The organism is Stappia stellulata DSM 5886 (genome assembly GCF_000423705.1).
In the GTDB taxonomy this organism is placed as follows: domain Bacteria; phylum Pseudomonadota; class Alphaproteobacteria; order Rhizobiales; family Stappiaceae; genus Stappia; species Stappia stellulata.
Genome location: NZ_KE384083.1, coordinates 235700 through 256275 on the forward strand (window position 1 = coordinate 235700; position 20576 = coordinate 256275).

Below are 20576 nucleotides of genomic sequence, written 5' to 3' on the forward strand. Positions count from 1 at the left end.
CTGGCAGGCATCGACAGCAACGACACATCGCTGAAAATCGGGCGACTTCGAACCGGAGACCTGGGTGTGGCCCCGGAAATGGGGGCGACATGGCATCCGAAAACGGCAATGCGCATCGCAAGAAACGGCAGGCCGGGCGGTCTTATTGCCCGGTCGCGGTGCTCGTCTCACCGCCCCAGGCTTGCACTCACCACGAGGTCCGCTGCCGCCGGTGAACAGGCAATCGGCGTGTCGTGCAGGATCGCAAGCCGTGTCAGCGCCATCAGGTCGACGTCGCTGGCGTGATGGCCGTGCGGATCGGCGAAAAAGATCACCGCATCGAGTTCACCGGTGGCAACAAGCGCGCCCAGCTGCTGGTCACCGCCGTGAGAGCCGCGCTGCAGCCGGTGGATGGCGAGATCCGGCACAGCCTCCAGCAGCATCGCGCCGGTGCCGCCGGTGGAGATCAGCTTCTGGCGCCGCAGGACGTCGGCGTGACGGGCGACCCAGGCGCGCAATTGCGTCTTGCGGGCGTTGTGCGCGACGAGTGCGATGCGGCGCGGGGCGGTGGAGCGGGCGCGGGCCTTGAGCGTCAGCGCCAGGATCGCGCGCACCTGGGCCGTCAGCCCCTCTTCGGGGGCTGCGAACTGGCCCTTGAGCGCCGCCGTGCCGACGGTGAAGCCGGCGCCGCCCGCTTCCGCCACCGCCTCGATACGCTCTGCCCGGTCGATGCTGCCGGCCATGATCACCGGCTTGTCGACCGCGGAGCAGACGCTGGCCATCAATGCGCGCACATCGCCGTCGAAGCGGTAGGCGAGCAGATCGAAGCCGTCGACGCTTTCCAGGTCCGCAAGGCGTCGGGCGCTGTCGGTGATGGTTTCGACGGTGCCGGAGAGAACGCTCGGATGACCGACGATGTCACCGGGAAAGGGATAGTAGCGCACCGGATGGGGTTTCAGCATCGGCGCGATCTCGGCCGCGCGCGTGCCGCCGAGCAGGCAATCCACCTCCAGTTCGATGGCAGCGCGCGCCGAACGCCGCTCGCTTTCGCCATCGAGGCTGACGACCTCGAGATAGGCGCGCCCTCCGGCCGAACGGATCTCCCGTGCCAGCGCCTTCAGCTCGCCGACGGGCAGGCCGACGTCCTTGAAACCGATGTGCCGCGCGCCGCCGGCCAGCACCTCGTCCAGCCGGCGCCGCGCGTCGGGGACCGTGCTGTCGTCCTCTGTCAGCATGAAGATGAAATCGAAGGCCATCTGGTTTCGGTTCCTTCCGTCGTGCCGGCGAAATCCGGGCTCGAAGGCCACACGGCCGCGAAGCCGGTGGCTCGCAGCAGCCTCTGTCGCACCGGAGACCCCGCATGTCGCTTTGACGATATCGACGCGGCGGCGCAGCGCTCACAGTAATATCACCTAGATATACATGTCCCTCCCGCATGTGGAGCGCCGAATGTCGGAAGAAGAAGACCTCGATCTCGCGTCCCTGTCCGACGATGATCTCGTCGAGCAGATGCATGACGATCTTTATGACGGCCTCAAGGACGAAATCGTCGAGGGCGTGAACATCCTGCTGGGCCGCGGCTGGACACCCTACGAGGTGCTGACCAAGGCGCTTGTCGAGGGCATGCGCATCGTCGGAGTCGACTTTCGCGACGGCATCCTCTTCGTGCCGGAAGTGTTGATGTCGGCCAATGCCATGAAGGCCGGCATGCTGATCCTGCGCCCGCTTCTGGCGGAAACCGGCGCGCCGAAGGTCGGCAAGATGGTGATCGGCACCGTCAAGGGCGACATCCACGACATCGGCAAGAACCTCGTCTCCATGATGATGGAGGGCGCCGGCTTCGAGGTGATCGACATCGGCATCAACAACCCGGTCGAGAACTATCTGGCGGCGCTCGAGGAGCACAAGCCCGACATCCTCGGCATGTCGGCGCTGCTCACCACCACCATGCCCTACATGAAGGTGGTGATCGACGCGATGGTCGAGAAAGGCATTCGCGACGACTACATCGTCATGGTCGGCGGAGCGCCGCTCAACGAAGAATTCGGCCAGGCCGTCGGCGCGGACGCCTATGGCCGCGATGCCGCCGTCACCGTCGAACTCGCCAAGGACCTGATCGCACGGCGGCACAACCAGTTGGCCGCCCGCGCGGGCTAGGACATGAGCCGCCCGGCCCCGGACACGCAGTCGCCCGGCCCCGTGCCGGGCGGTCGCGTTCTGGTCATCGCCTGCGGCGCGCTGGCCAACGAGGTGCTGGCGATCACGCGCCAGCACGGATTGACCCACATCGACCTTCAGTGCCTGCCCGCCCAGCTTCACAACCGGCCGGAAAAGATCCCCGACGCCGTGCGCCGGGCAATCCACGTCGCGCGCCACGACTATGAGCGTATCCTGATCGGCTACGGCGATTGCGGCACCGGCGGGCTTCTCGACAAGGTGCTCGAAGACGAAGGCGTGGAGCGGATCGAGGGCGCGCATTGCTATGCGTTCTTCGCCGGCCTCGATGTCTTCGACGCGGAAGCGGAGAGCGAGCCCGGCACCTTTTACCTCACCGACTTTCTCGCCCGCCACTTCGAGACGCTGGTGATCCGGCCGCTCGGCCTCGACACCCACCCGGAGCTGCGCGACGCCTATTTCGGCAACTACACGCGCCTGCTCTATCTGGTCCAGGCGCCCGACCCGGCCCTCGAGGCGCGGGCGCGGGCGGCGGCCGAGCGCATCGGCCTTGCCTATGCGCAGCGCCACACCGGCTACGGCCTCCTGGAGGCCCGGCTCAGGCAGCACGCCTGACGACGGCGACGCCTGACCTTCGATGTCGGACACCCGCCGGCAGGCAGCCCGGCGGGGCGTCTCAAGCCCCGCTCCCAAGTGTTCCCGCCCCGGTTTTACGACGCACTACGGAACACGCGCGCCCCAATACATGGCCTCCAAGAAAAACGGCGGCGTCATCCTGTCGCATTCAGGATTACGCGTGTCGTCTGTGCACCGATGACATGCCGGTTCGCGGGCATCATGGCCTTGATGGCAACACGGCTCACGGAGCGGCCCGGTGGCGCAGAAGACAATCGTTTTTTGGCGGGACATCCCCGCCCAGGTGCTGGTCAGGGCCGGGCGCAAGACCGCTCGGCGCGAGTTGCCCGAGCGCTTCATTCACGCAATCGACCGGTGCGCCATGACGATCGGCGCGAAGGACAGCGATGCCTATCTGGCCGAATGGCGACGCGGCGCGCCCGAGAGCGTCGGCGACGACCTTGAGCAGGAGGCGGACGCCGCCCTTGCGGATCTCGATGCGACCTACACACAAGAGCGTTTGAAGGCGCTCATCACCTCCGGAGGGCATGCGACATGACCGATCCCCGCCTCAATGCCCAGGGGCGCTTCACCGCCTCCACCGAGGTCTCGCCGCGCCAGGCGCTGGAAAAGCCAGAGATCCTCGCGCTGGTCCCGCGGCTGACGCGCGTCTATCTCACCGATCTCGGCAATTCGGGCGAGGACGACATCGTGCGGGCCGCCCTTGCCATTCACGACCAGGGGCTGGTGCCTGTACCGCATATGGCCGCGCGCCGCTATCAAAGCCTTGACGCCTTCGACCGCCGTCTGCGCCGGCTCGTCGGCGAGGCGGGCGTGCGCGAGGTGCTGGCGATTGCCGGCGAGGCGGAAACGCCCGGCCCCCTCACCTCCTCCGTTGCCATGCTGGAGACCGGCCTCTTCGACGAACTCGGCATCGAGCGGATCGCCATTGCCGGTCATCCGGAAGGCGCGCCCGACATTCCGTCCGACACGATCCGCGCCTTCTTGATGCGCAAGCACGAGATCGCCGCGCAGAGCGACGCGCATTTCCATATCGTCACCCAGTTCGGCTTCGATCCGCAGCGGGTGAACCTGTGGCTCGACGAGATCGCGTCTTGGGGCAACCGCTTCCCGGTGCACATCGGCGTTGCCGGTCCGGCCAAGATGACGACGCTTTTGAAGTACGCCGCCTTCGCCGGCGTCGAAAACTCGCTCGCCTTCCTCAAAAAGCGCGGCGGCGCGGTGGTCTCCCTGCTGTCGGGCTACGATCCGGAGAGCATGATCGGCCCGCTCGAGACCCGCATCGAGACCCGCCCGCACACGCAGCTCGAACAGATCCACGTCTTTCCCTTCGGCGGCCTGACAAAGACCTCCGAATGGCTCCTTCAGCGCGGGAGCTGGTCCTATCAGCCCATCCCCCTGCGCCCGTACCCCGCGGAGATAGCGCAATGACACGCACCATCGTGGCCTCGGCCACACGAGAGATCATCATCGGCTTCGACCAGCCCTTCTGCGTCATCGGCGAGCGCATCAACCCGACGGGCCGCAAGAAGCTCGCCGCCGAGATGATCGCCGGCGACTTTTCGACCGTGGAAAAGGACGTGCTCGCCCAGGTCGCGGCGGGCGCGACCATGCTCGACGTCAACGCCGGCGTGACCGCCGTCAATCCGAACGAGACCGAGCCGCCGCTGCTGGTCAAGACGCTGGAGATCGTGCAGGGGCTCACCGACGTGCCGCTTTCGATCGACAGTTCGGTGACGGCGGCCATCGAGGCGGGCCTGCGCGTCGCCAAGGGCCGTCCGCTGGTCAATTCCGTCACCGGCGAGGTGGAGAAGCTGGAAGCGATCCTGCCGCTCATCAAGAAGTACAATGTTCCGGTCGTCGCGATCTCCAACGACGAGACCGGCATTTCCGAGGATCCGGACGTGCGCTTCGCGGTGGCGAAGAGGATCGTCGAGCATGCCGCCGACTACGGCATTCCCGCCCATGACATCGTTGTCGACCCGCTGGTCATGCCGATCGGCGCCATGGGCAGCGCCGGCAAGCAGGTGTTCCAGCTCCTGCGCCGGCTGCGCGAGGAACTCAAGGTCAACACCACCTGCGGCCTGTCGAACATCTCCTTCGGCCTGCCGCATCGTCACGGTATCAACGCCGCCTTTATTCCCATGGTGATCACCGCCGGCATGACCAGCGCGATCATGAACCCTTGCCGCCCCCAGGAAATGGAAGCCGTGCGCGGCGCCAACGTGCTGACCGGCGCCGATCCCAACTGCCATGACTGGATCATGACCTATCGCGATCACACGCCGGGCGCGGTCGCCGCGGCGGCTCCCTCCGGCGGCGATACCGCCGGCGGCCGCCGGCGCGGCGGACGCGAGGGGCGTCGGCGCGCGGCCGTTTGAACCGCACCACCCGGACAGGAACGGACACCGGGCATGACATCACAACCGCCAACCGCCCCCGCGACGACCAAACTGGCCCGCGTCGTCTTCCAGCCGAGCGGACGACGGGGAACGTTTGCGCCCGGCACGCCGCTGCTCGATGCGGCGCGCGCGCTCGGTGTCTATGTGGAATCCGTGTGCGGCGGGCGCGGCATCTGCGGCCGCTGCCAGATCTCCGTCTCCGAAGGCGCCTTCGCCAAGGAGAAGCTGACCAGTTCCGCCGACCATCTCGGCCCCGTTACCGAGGCGGAAGCGCGCTACGCGTCCCTGCGCGAGCTCAAGTCCGACCGGCGTTTGTCCTGCCAGGCGACGATCCAGGGCGACATGGTGGTCGATGTCCCGACCGACGCCCAGACCAACCGCCAGGTGGTGCGCAAGCGCGCCGAAGCCGTGAAGGTCGCCGCCGACAGCGCCATCCGGCTTGTCACCGTGGAGATCGCGGAACCGGACATGGACATGCCGCTTGGCGATGCCGACCGGCTTCTGGAGGCGCTGGCGATAGCGGGCGGATTGCCCGGCCTCACCTTCGACACGCCGCTCCTTTCGCGCGTGCAGTCGGTGTTGCGCGCCGGCGACTGGCGCGTCACAGCCGCCATCTGGCAGGACGGCGAGGCACGGCCCTGCGTCACTGCACTGTGGCCCGGCGAGAAGAGCACGGTCTACGGGCTTGCCGTCGACATCGGCTCCACCACCATCGCCGCTCATCTGTGCGACCTGACCAGCGGACGCACGGTAACGTCGGCCGGCACCTCCAACCCGCAGATCCGCTTCGGCGAGGACCTGATGTCGCGGGTCTCCTATGTGCAGATGAACCCGGCGCGGCTGCCGGATCTCATCTCCACGGTGCGTGCCGCTGTCGACGCATTGGTCGCCAAACTCGTCGCCGATGTCGGCGCAACGCGCGGTGACGTGCTGGATGCCGTCTTCGTCGGCAACCCGATCATGCATCACCTGTTTCTGGGCATCGACCCGACGGAGCTTGGCGGCGCGCCCTTCGCGCTGGCTGTTTCCGGCGCCGTCCATACGACCGCGCGCGCGCTCGACCTGGAGCTGAACCCCGGCGCGCGCGCCTATGTGCTTCCCTGCATCGCCGGTCATGTCGGGGCGGACGCCGCCGCCGCCACGCTCTCCACCCGCCCATTCGAGGCGGAGGCGCTGACGCTGATGGTCGACATCGGCACCAATGCGGAGATCGTGCTCGGCACCCACGCGCGCCTGCTTGCGGCAAGCTCTCCGACCGGTCCCGCCTTTGAGGGGGCGGAAATCTCCAGCGGCCAGCGTGCAGCCCCCGGCGCCATCGAGCGCATCCGCATCGACAAGGACACGCTTGAGCCGCGCTTCAAGGTGATCGGCCTCGACGAATGGTCGGACGATCCGGAATTTTCAGCCAAAAAGGATCAGGTCGGCGTCACCGGAATTTGCGGGTCCGGCATCATCGAGGCGGTGGCGGAGCTCTATCTTGCCGGCGTTGTTACCGAGGACGGACGCATCGACGGGCGGCTCGCCGCCAGGAGCCCGCGCATCGTCCAGAAAGGCCGCACCCATGCGTATGTGGTGGCAAGCGAGGGCATCGAGCTTGTGATCACCCAGACCGACATCCGCGCGATCCAGCTCGCCAAGGCCGCGCTTTATGCCGGCGTGAAACTGCTGCTCGACAAGCTCGGCAATCCGCAGATCGAACGCATTCGCCTCGCCGGGGCCTTTGGCAGCTACATCGACACCAAATACGCGATGATCCTCGGGCTGATCCCCGATTGCGAGCTTTCCGAGATCTCAAGCGTCGGCAATGCGGCGGGCACCGGCGCCCGCATGGCGCTGGTCAACCGGGGCGAACGGCGCACCATCGAGCGCGTGGTGCGCGAAATCGAAAAGATCGAAACCGCCCTGGAGCCGAAGTTCCAGGAGCATTTCGTCAATGCCATGGCCTTCCCGAACAAGGTCGATCCCTTTCCGCGCCTGCGCGCCGCCGTCGCACTGCCCGAGCCGGCGGCGGAGGACGAAACGCCCGAGGGCCAGGACGACACGGGACGCAGGCGTCGTCGCCGACGGGCTTGATGCTTTCGCCGACGGCGCTACGCCTCATCCGGCAACCCTGAAGCGCATTGCATGCCCTTTCTCCACCATCAGGAGGTGGCGACATGTGGATAATCGCACTGATTTTCAAAACATGATCTAAAAACTCATATTTTTCGGCCGCACGCATGGACGCGCCGGATAAAACATGCACTTTGCAGTCAAGTTTTATTCGTCACCCGCTTTCGCGCCGCCATCATGATCCGCCTCCTGCTCATCCGGCTTGCCTCCACCTGCGTCCTGCTCCTCGCGATCTCGATCGCGGGCTTTGCGCTGCTGCGCCTTCTGCCGGGTGACTTCGCCGAAATCCTGCTTATGTCCCAGATGGATGGCACCCTGCCAAGCGAAGAGGCGGTGGCCCGGTTTTCGGCAGAACACGGTTTCGACGCGCCCCTTCCGCTGCAATACCTGCGCTGGCTCGGCCGGCTGCTGACCGGCGATTTCGGCGTTTCCATGGTGACCGGCGCGCCGGTTCTAGACGATCTCGAACTGCGCGTGGGGGCATCGCTGAAGCTTGCGCTGGCCGCGCTCGGTCTGGCGCTCGTGATCTCGCTTCCGGTCGGTGCGCTCTGCGCCGCCTTTCCCGGCAGCACGCTCGACCGGGCGCTTGCGGCCTTCGCGGTCGTCGGCATGTCGATCCCCAATTTCTGGTACGCGCTTCTGCTGGCCCTCTTCTTCGCGCTGACACTCGGCTGGCTGCCCAGCACCGGCCACGGCACGGCGGCGCATATCGTGCTCCCGGCCATCGCCATCGCGACGTCGATCTCCGGCATCCTCGCGCGCTATGTGCGCGGCTGCCTGCTGGAGGAACTGTCGCAACCCTATGTGCGCACGGCCCGCTCCAAGGGGCTGTCGCAGCCGCGGGTGCTGCTCGGTCACGCCGCGCCCAACATCCTTCCTGCCGTCCTCACGCTGACCGGCATGCAGCTGGCGCGCATCTTCGACGGCATGATCATCGTCGAAACGCTGTTTGGCTGGCCCGGCATCGGACGGATGATGGTCGAGGCGCTGCTGGCGCGCGACTATGCCGTCATCCAGGCCTGTTTTCTCGTGGTTGCCGGCGGCTATGCGGTCGTGAACCTCGCGGTCGACTATGCCATCGCCCTCTACGATCCGCGCGTGCGGGAGATGGTGTGATGACCCGGATCGCGCCCGCCCGGCCCCGTGCGGGACGCGCCCGCATCGCGCGCGCCGCCGCGCGCCACGGCACGGGGCTTGCCGTCGCGGTCGCACTGTTTCTTGCGCTGGTGCTTGCCGGTCCGCTGCTTGCCCCGCACGATCCCCATGCCGCCGACATCCTCAACCGCCTGGCCGCGCCCAGCCTCGACTATCCGCTGGGCACCGACGCCATGGGCCGCTGCCTGCTATCGCGCCTGCTGCACGGCGCAAGGCTCACGACCCTTTCCACACTTGCCGTCGTTCTCGCGGCCGCCTCCGTCGGCACCCTGACCGGCGCGGTCAGCGGCTATGTCGGCGGCACGGCGGACCGGGTGCTGATGCGCCTGTGCGAAGGCGTCTCGGTTTTGCCGGCACTCGCCGTCGCCATGATCATCGCCGGCGTCCTCGGCCTGGGCCTCAAGGCCGTGATCCTTGCCCTCGCCGCCGTGCACTGGACCGAATACGCCCGGCTCGTGCGCAACGTCACGATGGTGGAACGGGCGAAGACCTATGTGGTCGCCGCCGAGGCGCTCGGCGTGCCGCGCCTTGCGATCATACGCCGGCACCTCCTGCCCAACATTCTCGGCCCGCTCTTGGCGATGGGCAGCTACTCCCTGTCCTGGGTCATCCTGTCCTTCGCCGGGCTGAGTTTTCTCGGCCTCGGCGTCGAGCCCGGCGCGCCCGAGTGGGGCCGCATGATCGCAGAATCCCGCAACCATCTCCGCGAATATCCGAGGCTCGTGCTCGTGCCGGGCCTCACCATCATGGCCTTCGTGATCCTGATCAATCTCCTCGGCGATGCCCTGGGAGACCGGTTGCGCGACGGCCGCACCAACCACCTCGCAACAAGGAGCTGACATGACCCTTCGCCTCACCCGGCTGCGCAAGCTCGCGCTCGCCGCGCTCGCCACCGCGACGCTGCTCGCACCCGGCGCGGCAGCGACCGCCGACACACCGTCCGACACGCTCGTCGTCGCCACCATGTGGGAAGCGCTGCCGCTGTCGATGAAGCCGCGCCGCAGCCGCTTCTTCAACGAAAGCGAAATCCTCGACACGCTGGTCAAGCTCGACTTCGACATGAAGCTGGTGCCCGGCCTCGCGACCTCCTGGGAGCGCGTTGCGCCGACCGTCTGGCGTTTCACCCTGCGCGACAACGTCGCCTTCCACGACGGCACACCCTTCGATGCGAGAGCCGCGAAGTTCTCGCTCGAGCGCGTCATCGCTCTGCTGCCCTATGCCGCCGACCTGCTTTCCATCAAGTCGATGACCGCCGTCGAACCGCTCACGCTTGAAATCGAAACCCTGGGCCCCTTCGCAGCACTTCCCAACCAGCTCACCGACGCCATCACCGGGATTTACGCCAAGGCCTCCTTCAATGAAGCCGGCGACTTCGTCAAGCCTGTGGGCACCGGCCCCTGGGCCTTCGCCGACTATCGCAAGCAGGACCGCACCATCGTCGAGCGTTTCGACGGTTACTGGGGCGAGGCTCCCGCGCTGAAGACCATCGAGTACCGCTACATCCCCGACCACAACGCCCGCGCGCTGGCGTTGGAGACCGGCGAGGTCGACTTCGTCGTCCACCTTCTGCCCTCCGACGCCGCCCGTCTGTCGCGCGACGACAGTTTCAAGGTCTACAAGGACGAAAGCGCCGGCCTTTACTACGGCGCCTTCAACGCCGGCGAGAAAAGCGTCCTGAACGATGTGCGCATCCGCAAGGCGGTGAACCTGCTCGTCGACCGCGAGCTTGTCGTCAAGGGCGCGCTCGACGGCATCGGCTCGCCGGCCTGGACCTTCTTCCCGCCCTCCTTCCCCTGGTCGAGCGAGAAGGTCGAGCCGCATGAGGTCGACGCGCAGGCCGCCGCCGCGCTGCTGCGCGAGGCCGGCTACGAGAAGACCGACGGCACCTGGACGAAGGACGGCACACCGCTGACCCTGCGCATCCTCAGCTACTCCAGCCGCGCCGAAATGCCGACGATCACCGAGGCGATGGCCATTCTGCTCCAGCAGCAGGGCATTGCCACGGATGTGAAGATGTACACCTGGGACGGCATGCTCGAGCGCGTCCGGCAGGGCGACTACGACGTCTCCGTCGTGTTCTGGACCCCGGAAATGACCGGCCATCCGGACCTTCACCTGAAGTCGCAGTTCCACTCGAAGGCCGGCCTCAACCACCAGTTCTGGTCGAATGCGGAATTCGACGCGCTCGTCGACAAGGGGCGCACCCTCGACGCCGGCCCCGAGGCCTTCGCCACCTACGAACGCGCCCAGCAGATCCTGCAAGCCGACGCCCCGATCATTCCGCTGGTGCACAAGGTCTATGTCGCCGCCTCCAGCGCGGCGGTCGACGGCTACAAGGTTCACCCGTCGGGCTTCTTCTACGACTTCAAGACCGTCACCAAGAACTGATCCTGCAACCCGGCCGGCACGCCGCCGGCCGGGCCACTTCGGAGCGACCGATGGCTTCCTGCCTTTTCCTCAAGCCGATCAAGGGTGCGGGCGGCGACCTGCCGGACATTTCCGGCTTCGTCGCCGACCTCGAGCAGATCGACCACTACGCCCTCGCCGAGGTCGACCTGTCCCGCTACCGCGCCCTGCTCGTCCCCGCCCATCTCGACCAGCGGTTCTTCGGAACGCTGACGCAAAAGATTACCCGCTTTCTCGACGGCGGCGGAACGCTGGTCTTCAACGGCCATGTCGCCTGGCCGATGCTCCCCGAGTTCCGTCCCTTCGAAGTGCTGCCCAAGGTGACCCTGGAAACGCTGGAGGTGCACCGCCTCGCCGAGCATCCCGTGTTTGCCGGCGTTGAAGCGCACGATCTCACCTATCGGCGCGGCGTCGCCGGTTTTTACGCGCGCGGCCACAATCCCCCGCCGGCCGGCGCCGTCGCGCTCAACGGTCTGGGGCCTGAGCGCGTGCCCTGCGACTGGGTTTATGAGCGCCCCGACGGCGGGCGCATTCTCATGCACGCGGGCAATGACCTGTGGATGTATGCAGGCGCGTCCGACAGCAGCGCCCGCATCGTTCCGCAATTGTGCCGCTGGGCGGCAGGAGAGGATTGACCCATGGCCCAAATCACCGTTCTCGACAGCGGCACCTATTATCACCACCGCACGATCCACGAGGAGCGCTACCGCGCGCATTTCGACGAAATCGTCTACATCCGCGACCTTCCCCGCACCGATCTCTCAGACCATGACCTCGTGCTCGTCTCCTGCCGCACCGATCCCTCGCAACTCATACCCTGCCGCGCGCAATTCGCCGACTATCTGGCCGGCGGCGGAACGGTCGTCGCGATGGGGTCGACGGGGCAGCCGTCCTGGCTTGACGGCGTTGTCTGGCACGACACGCCGACGAATTTCTGGTGGTGGAAGGAAGGCGGAAGCCTCGGTCTGGAGACGGTCGCGCCCGGTCATCCGCTGTTTTCCCATATCACCCTGGAGGACGCGACCTGGCACCATCACGGTCATTTCGACGTGCCGGAGGGCGCGACCAGCCTGATCGACGTCGCCGGGACCGGATCCGTGCTTTATGACGACAGGGACACCACCCCGGGCCGGATGATCGTGACCGCGCTCGATCCGATGTACCATCACGGCAGCCACTTCATGCCGGCCACGACCCGGTTTCTCGACGGTTTTCTGCCGTGGCTGCGCACACTGTAGGGGCGCCGGCGACAGCCCCGCCTACCAGCCGCGCTGGCGCCAGATCTTCTCGCCGATCAGGCAATCGTAGGGCGGAGCGAAATCGAACTGCGCCGGCATCACGCGGGCGCGTTCGGTGGCCGTGGGCATCGGCTCCAGAGCGCCGATCTCCAGCACCAGCTTGCGCCGCACGGCCTCGGCGAACTGGTCCCAGTCGTTGACCGGGATCATGAAGGCGCCCGGCCCGCCGATCACGCAGCGGCGGTAATATTCGTCGAGATCGGGGATGTTGAACTGCGAGCCGTAACCGCCCTCGGTCATCAGCGGCAGGCCGTTGATGGTGATGCCTTTGCGGACGGCTGCATCGCGCGCCATCGTTACCGGCAGGCCCTGATTGTTCGGCCCGTCGCCGGAGACGTCGATCACCCGCCGGTCGGCCAGGAACGGCACCGCCTCAAGCAGGCGGACAGCGTGATCGATCCCGCCGGAAATCGAGGTCCGCCGTTCGCCCCGGCTGTGCTGTGACAGCAGCGTGGCCGCAATGGCCTGCGCGTCCGCGCGCGTTTCGATCACGGTCCAGGCGACGATCTCGCGGGCATGATAGTCGGCGGCCCATTCGAACAGCGTCACGGCAATGCGCCCATGCGGGCCTTGCGAGATCGCGCGCAGCACCTGCGGGCTTGAAATCGCATCCGCATATCCGCGCCGCTGGATGCGCATCTCCTCATGCGACATCGACCGCGACACATCGACAGCCAGCACCAGCGCCACATCGACAGCGACCTCGGCGCGCGCGGACGGGACAATCGCCGCAGATACGATTGCGGAAAGGAAGAAGGCCCGCAGCACCGGACCGATCTGGCCGAGCGTTCGCATCCCTTCAGAGTACCGCAACGGCGCCCGCACGCCAGCCTCGATTGCTGTCAGACGGGAACAGGCGCGGCATGATCCTTGCCCCGTCCGCCGGTCAATGGGCGCTCGCGATGACACCGGAAATGAGGAGGGAGAACGCCGGCGCAGGCAAACCCTACGTTCTCGCTGATCAGCGAGACCGGCTGCTACAGCGGCGTCGGCGGATGCCGCAAGTGCGCAGCGCCCGTGGACGGTGCAGCTGGACGCCGGATGTTTTCATGGCGACAGGCGAGCGACTGTATGGCAGCGCGCCCATCGGTGGCGTTGCAGGGAGTGAAGGGGGCAACCAGAAGCCGAGAGGGGCATTGCGCAATGTTTCACCGCCATCCCCTCACCCCCGCCGGCGTCTCCCACGCCGCCCGGTGCTTTCGCCGTCTTCGCCTCCCGTCTCCGCCGCTGGCGGGGAAACCAGCGGGCCGAGGTGGGCGACCACCTCCCCGACGCTCGGGCGCGTGCCCGCCCGATGCGCGTCTATCGCTGAACGCATTGCCGCCAGATGCGCATAGGAGGTGCCGCAGCAGCCGCCGATGATGCGCGCGCCGGCGTCCATCGCGAGCTTTGCATAATCGCCCATCAGCTCCGGGGTGCCGGTGTAGACCACAGCGTCGCCCTGAATGACCGGAATGCCGCAGTTCGCCTTGGCGATCACGACAGCCTCCGGAAAGGCTTGCGTGATTTCCAGGATCGCGGCCAGGAGGTCGGAGGCCCCCACGCCGCAGTTGGAGCCATAGGCGACCGGGGTGCAGGCGAAATCGCCCGTGAGCGCGCCCAGCGCCGCCGGTTTCAGACCCATCATCGTGCGTCCGGCGGTGTCGAAACTGGCCGTCACCACGAAGGGCATGCCGACGGCAGCCGCCGCCTCGGCTGCGGCTTTCATCTCTTCCGCCGCCGACATGGTCTCGATCCACAGCACATCTGCGCCACCGTCCTTCAGACCTTGCGCCTGTTCGGTGAAGGCTGCGACCGCGTCTTCGTGGGTGAGCGCGCCGAGCGGCACGAAAAGCTCGCCCGTCGGGCCGATGGAGCCGCCGACGATCACGGCGCGCCCGGCGCTGTCCGCAACCTCGCGCGCCAGACCGGCGGCGGCGGCGTTCAACTCATGCACGCGGTCTTGAAGCTTGTGCAGCTTCAAACGGTCCCGGTTGGCGCCGAAAGTGTTGGTGAGGATGATGTCGGCGCCGGCCTCGACGAAATTTCGGTGCAGCGCGCGGATCTTGTCCGGCTGGGTGACGTTCCATTCCTCCGGCGGATCGCCGGACGTCAGCCCCATGTCGAAGAGGTTGGTGCCCGTCGCCCCGTCGGCGAGCAGCGTGCCCTTTTCCGCCAGAAGATCCTCTAGTCTGCTCACTGCCTTGGTCCTCAATATGTCGCAAGGCGCCGACCGCTTACAGGCCCCGCCCCGCCCTCAACAGTCACCCCGGCCACCGAGCCGGGGTCCAATCCACCGAGCCGCGCACCCAAGCGCGGAACAGAATTATTCGGCCGGTCTCGACCGCACAGCCCCCCTCGCCCGCTGAGGGCGCCAATAGACCCCGGATCTCCGGCTTCGCCTGCGTCCGGGGTGACGGCCTGAGTGAGCGACGACCTCTGCGGCCACCACTGGATTCATGCCCCGGGAGCGGGACTGTCGCTGGTGTCTCCCGTCTCCTCAGCTCCTGGGCTTCAGGTTCTGCGGGTCGTAGAGCGGCGCATAGCCGACGCCCGCCACCTCGACGGGGAAGCTTTCCGCGAAATACTCGACCGCGAACTTGCGCCCGACTTCCGCCTGCTCGTGCGGCAAATAGGCGAGCGCGATGTTCTTGCCCACCGTCGGGCCATAGGCGATGGAGGTGGTGTAGGATCGACGGCCAAGCGCATCGACCAGCGTCTCGCCGGTCGCCGGATCGACCACCGGAAGCGTGCCGACGGGGAAGCGGGCAACGCCATTGGCATCGGTGTTGTCGGTCATCACCAGCGTGCACAGCATGGCCGGCTGGTGATCGCGGGCGCGGTATTCCAGATGCTTGGCCTTGCCGCGAAACTCCGCCTCCTTGACCTTCGGCCGGGCAAGATCCGCTTCATAGAGGTTGTACTGGGTGAGAAGATCGGCGTTTTGCAGGCGCAGCGACTTTTCCAGCCGCCGCGAATTCGCATAGGTCTCGACCCCGACGGCCGGAATGCCAAGCGCGCGCAAGGCGTCCCAGACGGCAAGCCCGTCGGCGTAGTTCATGTGCAGTTCCCAGCCCTGCTCGCCGACATAGGAGAGCCGCAAGGCCATGACGGACTTGCCGGCGATCTCGATCTGGCGAATGGCGGCGAAGGGGAAGGCGTCCGGGTCGAGCGCTGCCGGGTCGGAGACCACCTTCTTCAGGTTTTCGCGCGCGTTCGGGCCCCAGATGCCGATGGTGGTGTAGGCCTCGCTGACGTCGGTGACCGTGACGTCGAAGCCCCTGTCCGCCGCCACGCGCTTCACATAGTGGAAGTCGCGCGGGCCGGCATCGGCGCCATCGACGATGCGGCAGCGGTCGGCCATGCGGAACACCGTGAGATCGGCGCGCACCATGCCCTCGTCGTCGAGGAAGTGGGTGTAGATGCCCTTGCCGATGTTGCCGTCGCCGCCGATCTTCGCAGCACACAGCCATTCCAGCAGCGCGACGTGATCCGGCCCGGCGACGTCGAACATGTAGAAATGCGAGAGGTTGATGATCCCGCAATCCTCGCTCAGCGCCAGGTGCTCGGCGTTGGAGACGCGCCAGAAGTGGCGGGCGTCCCACTCGTTTTCGCGCAGCGGGATGCGGTTGCCGTATTTTTCCAGCAGGGGCTCGTTGGCGGCATAACCGTGGGCGCGTTCCCAGCCGCCCAGCTCCATGAAGTGGCCGCCAAGCTCCACCTCGCGCTCGTAAAACGGCGAACGCTTTACGCCGCGCCCGCTGGCATAGGGCTCGCGCGGATGGATCGCGGGGTAATAGATCTTCTGCGCCGCCTCGTAGCAGCGCCCCTCGATGTAGCTTTCTTCCGTCTGATGGGCATAGAAGCGGGCATAGTCGATCGCGGCATGGTCGATTTCCGTGCGCCCGTCGGTGATCCAGTCGGCGATCAACTTGCCGAAGCCCGGCGCGTCCTTGACCCAGATGGCGACGCAATACCAAAGCCCGCGCACCTTCTGGCTTTCGCCGCAGGAGGGGCCGCCGGCGGCGGAAACCTGCAGCAGGCCGTTGAAGGACCAGGTCTCGTTGTAGCCAAGCTCGGCGAGCACCGGTGTCAGCTCCATGGCGCGCTCGAGCGGTTCCATCACCTGCTCCAGCTCCAGGTCGCGCTGCGAGGGGGAGAGCCGCGCCTCCTCCTTTTCCTGCAGGTCGCGCGGGTGGCACATGCGCGGTGTGTCGGTCTCGTAATAGCCCCACTCGATCTGGCCGCCCTCGGTGGTCTTGGGGTCGCCGGTGTCGCGCATATAGGCGGAATTGCCCTGGTCGCGCATCAGCGGATAGCCGATGTCCTTGCCCGTCCCGGCGAATTCGTTGAACGGCCCGAAGAAGGTCAGCGGATGATCGACCGGCATGACAGGCAGGTCCTCGCCCACCATGTTGGCGATCAGCCGGCCCCAAAGCCCGGCGCAGACGATGACGTGATCGGCATGGATCGTGCCGCGATGGGTGACGACGCCCTTGATGCGCCCCTCCTCGACGATCAGCGACTTCGCCGGCGTGTTGGCAAAGGCCTTGAGTGCGCCGGTCGTCTCGCCCTGGTCGACCAGCTTGCCGGCAACCGCCTGCGAGCGCGGCACGACGAGGCCGGCGTCGGGATCGTAGAGCCCGCCCTGGACCTGATCCTCCTCGATCAGCGGGAATTTCGCCTTGATCTCTGCCGGGGTGACAAGATGCGCGCGGGTGCCGAACGCCTTGCCCGAGGTGACCTTGCGCCTGATCTCCTCCATCCAGGTGTCGTCGCCGGTGCGCGCCACCTCGAAGCCGCCGCAGCGCTCATAGTTTCCCATCCTGTCGAAGAAATCGATGGAATAGAGCGACGTCCATGTGGAGAGAAAGTCGTGGCTCGTGGAATAGCAGAAGTCCGACGCATGCGCCGTCGAGCCGATGTCGGTCGGGATGCCGGACTTGTCGATGCCGACGATATCCGTCCAGCCGCGTTCGATCAGGTGATGCGCGATCGAAGCCCCCACGATCCCGCCCAGACCGACGATGACGATCTGTGCCTTGTCCGGAAAAGCCGACATCCTTCAACCCCTTCATTCCCGCCGGGTGCGCGGCGGATCGTGTCCTTCGTGCCGGCAGTATCGCGGGAATTTTCGGGGCCAGGTTGTTCAATTGCGTCATCCGGGTGTCGCCGCGACGACAAGCAAACCAAATCGTCCATCCGGCCGGCCCGCCGCGCAGGCACCGCCTTGCGCCGCACCCTCACCCCGTTCCCGCCCATGACGTTTTTAGGAAATCGCGCGACGCTTTCGGGCCGCAGGTCGCGAGCGATCGGGCGCACAGTAACGATGGACAGCCCGACACCAGGCCCGACACACGAGGTTGAGTTTCAAAGATGAGCGAACAGGCAGAGCGCGCGGGACGGCGCGGACGGGCGGCACGGACGGAAAAGCGGCGCGGCGCGAACGCGGGGGCAAGCATTCCCTATATTTCGCGCAATCTTCCGCTCTTCGACATCCTGAGCGACGAAGGCGCGGAGATCATCGAGGCCAACGCCGACCGGCTGCTCGCCGAGATCGGGCTGGAGTTTCGCGACGATCCCGAAACGCTGAAGATCTGGAAGGACGCCGGCGCGGATGTCGACGGCGAGCGGGTGCGCTTTCCCAAGGGGCTGCTGCGCGAGCTGATCAAGACCGCGCCGGCACAGTTCACACAGCATGCCCGCAACCCGGCGCGCAGCGTGGAGATCGGCGGCAACAATACGGTCTTCGCCCCGGTCTACGGCCCCCCCTTCGTCACCGACCTCGACCGCGGCCGGCGCTACGGCACGATCGAGGACTTCCGGAATTTCGTGAAACTCGCCTATTCCTCCCCCTGGCTCCACCATTCAGGCGGAACGGTCTGCGAACCGGTCGACCTGCCGGTCAACAAACGCCATTTCGACATGGTGTATTCCCACCTGAAATACTCCGACAAGCCGTTCATGGGATCGGTGACGGCACCGGAACGGGCGGAGGATTCCGTTGCCATGGCGCGGCTCGTCTTCGGCGACGCCTTCGTCGACGAGAACTGCGTGATGATCCAGCTGATCAACGCCAATTCGCCGCTCGTCTTCGACGCGACGATGCTGGGCGCGCTGAAGGTCTATGCGGCGGCCAACCAGGCCTGCATCGTCTCGCCCTTCATTCTCGCCGGCGCGATGAGCCCGGTCACGGTTGCCGGCACGCTCTCCCAGGTCCTGGCGGAAGCGCTGGCCGGCTGCGCGCTGACCCAGCTCGTGCGCCCCGGCGCGCCGGTGGTCTTCGGCGCCTTCGTCTCCTCCATCTCCATGCAGTCGGGCGCCCCCACGTTCGGTTCGCCGGAGGGCACGCTGCTGCTCAACGGCGCGGCAAAGCTCGCCCGGCGTGCGGGCCTTCCCTTCCGCTCGGGCGGATCCTTCACCGCGTCCAAGACGCCGGATGCGCAATCGGCGCAGGAATCCACCCAGACCATCATGGCGACCCTCCAGGCGGGCGTGAATTTCGCACTTCATTCCGCCGGCTGGCTCGAAGGCGGCCTGTGCTCGTCCTACGAGAAATTCGTGATGGATGCCGACCAGCTCGGCATGATGCATGTGATGGCGAAAGGCATCGACCTGTCGGAGGAAGCGCAGGCGATGGACGCCCTGGCGGAGGTCGGCCCCGGCGGCCATTTCCTTGGCGCCGCCCACACCCAGCGAAACTTCGAGACGGCATTCTACCGCTCCGCGATCGCCGACAACAACTCCTACGAACAATGGAGCGCAGACGGCGGGTTGGATGCGAGTATGCGGGCAAACCAGAAGTGGAAACAGACACTTGCCGCCTATGAAGCACCGCCGCTCGACGCGGCAATAGACGAAGCCCTGATTGGCTTCATGGCTCGGCGAAAGGAAGAATTTCCGGACAGCAATATCTAGCCGGAGCCACTCCGCGGCTCGGACGGAATACGCATTCCGGCAACCTGTCGAAAAGCACACTGCATCCGACTGCTGCCGTGCCAAAGTATTGGGCAAATCGTGCAGGCCCCCGCCTCACGCAACAGCATGGCTTTGTTTTTCTTTGCAATTTTAATAATTTTTCCCCCTCCCCCCTTTCATTGTGAGTCAAATTTTGCTTAGCTGACGCGACTTTCAGGGTCTTGAAACGAACCGCAAAGAGTTCGTGGCAGGGGAACAGCGCGTTACGCTCCGTCTTTTGGCCGGAAGAGCGTGCCCCTTGCTGTGTATTGCTTAGGGGCACAGATGACAGAGACCAAGGGCGCCGCAGTCCGTTACGAGAACGTACAAAAAAGTTATGATGGCGAGACTCTTGTCGTCAAAAATCTCAATCTCGACATTCCGCCGGGCGAATTCCTCACCATGCTCGGGCCGTCGGGGTCCGGCAAAACCACCTGCCTGATGATGCTGGCCGGCTTCGAGCCCGCCACCCACGGCGAAATCTTCCTGAATGACCGTCCGATCAACAACGTGCAGCCGCACAAGCGCGGCATCGGCATGGTGTTCCAGAACTACGCCCTGTTTCCGCACATGAGCGTGGCGGAAAACCTGGCGTTCCCGCTTCAGGTGCGCGGGATGGGCAAGGCGGAACAGGAACAGAAGGTCAAGCGCGCACTGGAAATGGTCGAGCTCGGTCATTTCGGATCGCGTCGGCCGGCGCAATTGTCCGGCGGCCAACAGCAGCGCGTGGCCGTTGCCCGCGCGCTGGTGTTCGATCCGGAGCTCGTGCTCATGGATGAACCGCTGGGCGCGCTCGACAAGCAGCTGCGCGAGCAGATGCAGTATGAAATCAAGCATATCCACGACAACATCGGCGTTTCGATCGTCTATGTGACGCACGACCAGACCGAGGCGCTGACGATGTCGGACCGGGTGGCCGTGTTCAACGACGGCGTCATTCAGCAGTTGTCGCGGCCGGATGTTCTCTACGAGAATCCGCAGAACTCGTTCGTCGCCCAGTTCATTGGCGAGAACAACAAGCTGAGCGGAACCGTTGAAGCCGTGGAAGGCGAGACCTGCACGGTTCGGCTGGACGACGGAACGATGCTCAAGGCGGATGCCGTCAACATCGACGGCGTGGGCTCACGCACCACCATTTCCCTGCGTCCGGAGCGCGTCGAATTCGATACGCACGAGACGATGGACAATCTGGTTTCTGGCCAGATCGAGGAAATGATCTATCTTGGAGACCATATCCGCGTGCGGATGAATGTTGCCGGCAACAACGAATTTGTCGTCAAGGTCCGCAACCGCGGAGAAAAGCGCGATCTCAAGACCGGGCAAACCGTCGAGATCGGCTGGGCCGCCGGCGACTGCAAGGCGCTCGACGCCGTCGCGTAAGCCAGCAAACGGCCCGAACAGAGATTGCGGCGCGCGGCACCGCGCCCGCAGCCCTTCCCGAGGCACCGCCTCGGGCAAACACCAAAACGAGGGGACT

At 66.0% G+C, this 20576-nt stretch carries 17 protein-coding genes; 13 read left to right on the top strand and 4 right to left on the bottom strand.

Features of this window, described 5'->3' with window-relative positions:
• Positions 1–167: 167 nt before the first annotated feature.
• Positions 168–1235 (bottom strand): methylglyoxal synthase, encoded by a 1068-nt coding sequence (locus G572_RS26805; RefSeq protein ID WP_029059702.1) that lies wholly within the window; start codon positions 1233–1235, stop codon positions 168–170.
• Between the two features lie 193 nt (positions 1236–1428).
• Here G572_RS26805 and G572_RS0118245 point away from each other — a divergent pair, with 193 nt between their 5' ends.
• The 11 genes from G572_RS0118245 (at position 1429) to G572_RS0118295 (ending at position 12103) form a co-directional block, all read left to right on the top strand.
• Complete coding sequence (locus tag G572_RS0118245) at positions 1429–2136, top strand: corrinoid protein (RefSeq protein ID WP_029059703.1); 708 nt, start codon at positions 1429–1431, stop codon at positions 2134–2136.
• A gap of 3 nt (positions 2137–2139) precedes the next feature.
• Complete coding sequence (locus tag G572_RS0118250) at positions 2140–2769, top strand: DUF1638 domain-containing protein (protein ID WP_029059704.1); 630 nt, start codon at positions 2140–2142, stop codon at positions 2767–2769.
• A gap of 259 nt (positions 2770–3028) precedes the next feature.
• Positions 3029–3328, top strand: coding sequence for a virulence factor (locus G572_RS0118255; RefSeq protein ID WP_029059705.1), 300 nt, complete (start codon positions 3029–3031; stop codon positions 3326–3328).
• Positions 3325–4221: a methylenetetrahydrofolate reductase gene (locus tag G572_RS24615; protein ID WP_037547417.1), complete on the top strand. Its 897-nt coding sequence runs from the start codon at positions 3325–3327 to the stop codon at positions 4219–4221. The genes G572_RS0118255 and G572_RS24615 overlap by 4 nt, the downstream gene beginning before the upstream one ends.
• On the top strand, positions 4218–5171 hold the full coding sequence (locus tag G572_RS0118265) for a methyltetrahydrofolate cobalamin methyltransferase (RefSeq protein ID WP_029059706.1): 954 nt from the start codon (positions 4218–4220) through the stop codon (positions 5169–5171). Before G572_RS24615 ends, G572_RS0118265 begins: the two co-directional genes overlap by 4 nt.
• A gap of 33 nt (positions 5172–5204) precedes the next feature.
• Positions 5205–7265: an ASKHA domain-containing protein gene (locus tag G572_RS0118270; RefSeq protein WP_037547419.1), complete on the top strand. Its 2061-nt coding sequence runs from the start codon at positions 5205–5207 to the stop codon at positions 7263–7265.
• A 216-nt stretch (positions 7266–7481) separates the two neighbouring features.
• Positions 7482–8420: an ABC transporter permease gene (locus tag G572_RS0118275; RefSeq protein ID WP_029059708.1), complete on the top strand. Its 939-nt coding sequence runs from the start codon at positions 7482–7484 to the stop codon at positions 8418–8420.
• A complete protein-coding gene (locus G572_RS24620) occupies positions 8420–9298 on the top strand; it encodes an ABC transporter permease (protein WP_084650336.1) in 879 nt (292 codons plus the stop codon). Before G572_RS0118275 ends, G572_RS24620 begins: the two co-directional genes overlap by 1 nt.
• A 1-nt stretch (position 9299) precedes the next feature.
• The gene (locus G572_RS0118285) at positions 9300–10847 is read left to right on the top strand and encodes an ABC transporter substrate-binding protein (RefSeq protein ID WP_029059709.1); all 1548 of its coding nucleotides are present in this window, start codon (positions 9300–9302) and stop codon (positions 10845–10847) included.
• Positions 10848–10897: 50 nt separating this feature from the next.
• Positions 10898–11500: a hypothetical protein gene (locus tag G572_RS0118290; RefSeq protein ID WP_029059710.1), complete on the top strand. Its 603-nt coding sequence runs from the start codon at positions 10898–10900 to the stop codon at positions 11498–11500.
• A 3-nt stretch (positions 11501–11503) separates the two neighbouring features.
• Positions 11504–12103, top strand: a complete 600-nt coding sequence (locus G572_RS0118295) for a hypothetical protein (RefSeq protein WP_029059711.1) — start codon at positions 11504–11506, stop codon at positions 12101–12103.
• A 21-nt stretch (positions 12104–12124) separates the two neighbouring features.
• Here the strand turns inward: G572_RS0118295 and G572_RS0118300 are convergent, their stop codons facing one another.
• From G572_RS0118300 to G572_RS0118310, 3 genes are all read right to left on the bottom strand, one after another.
• On the bottom strand, positions 12125–12958 hold the full coding sequence (locus tag G572_RS0118300; RefSeq protein ID WP_037547421.1) for a DUF1194 domain-containing protein: 834 nt from the start codon (positions 12956–12958) through the stop codon (positions 12125–12127).
• 367 nt (positions 12959–13325) lie between these two features.
• On the bottom strand, positions 13326–14342 hold the full coding sequence (gene bmt, locus G572_RS0118305) for a betaine--homocysteine S-methyltransferase (RefSeq protein ID WP_029059713.1): 1017 nt from the start codon (positions 14340–14342) through the stop codon (positions 13326–13328).
• A 300-nt stretch (positions 14343–14642) separates the two neighbouring features.
• Positions 14643–17204, bottom strand: a complete 2562-nt coding sequence (locus tag G572_RS0118310; protein WP_029059714.1) for a GcvT family protein — start codon at positions 17202–17204, stop codon at positions 14643–14645.
• 314 nt (positions 17205–17518) lie between these two features.
• Here G572_RS0118310 and G572_RS0118315 point away from each other — a divergent pair, with 314 nt between their 5' ends.
• A complete protein-coding gene (locus G572_RS0118315) occupies positions 17519–19060 on the top strand; it encodes a trimethylamine methyltransferase family protein (protein WP_029059715.1) in 1542 nt (513 codons plus the stop codon).
• 324 nt (positions 19061–19384) lie between these two features.
• Entirely contained in the window at positions 19385–20479 is a 1095-nt protein-coding gene (locus tag G572_RS0118320; protein ID WP_029059716.1) for an ABC transporter ATP-binding protein, read from the top strand.
• Positions 20480–20576: the final 97 nt, after the last annotated feature.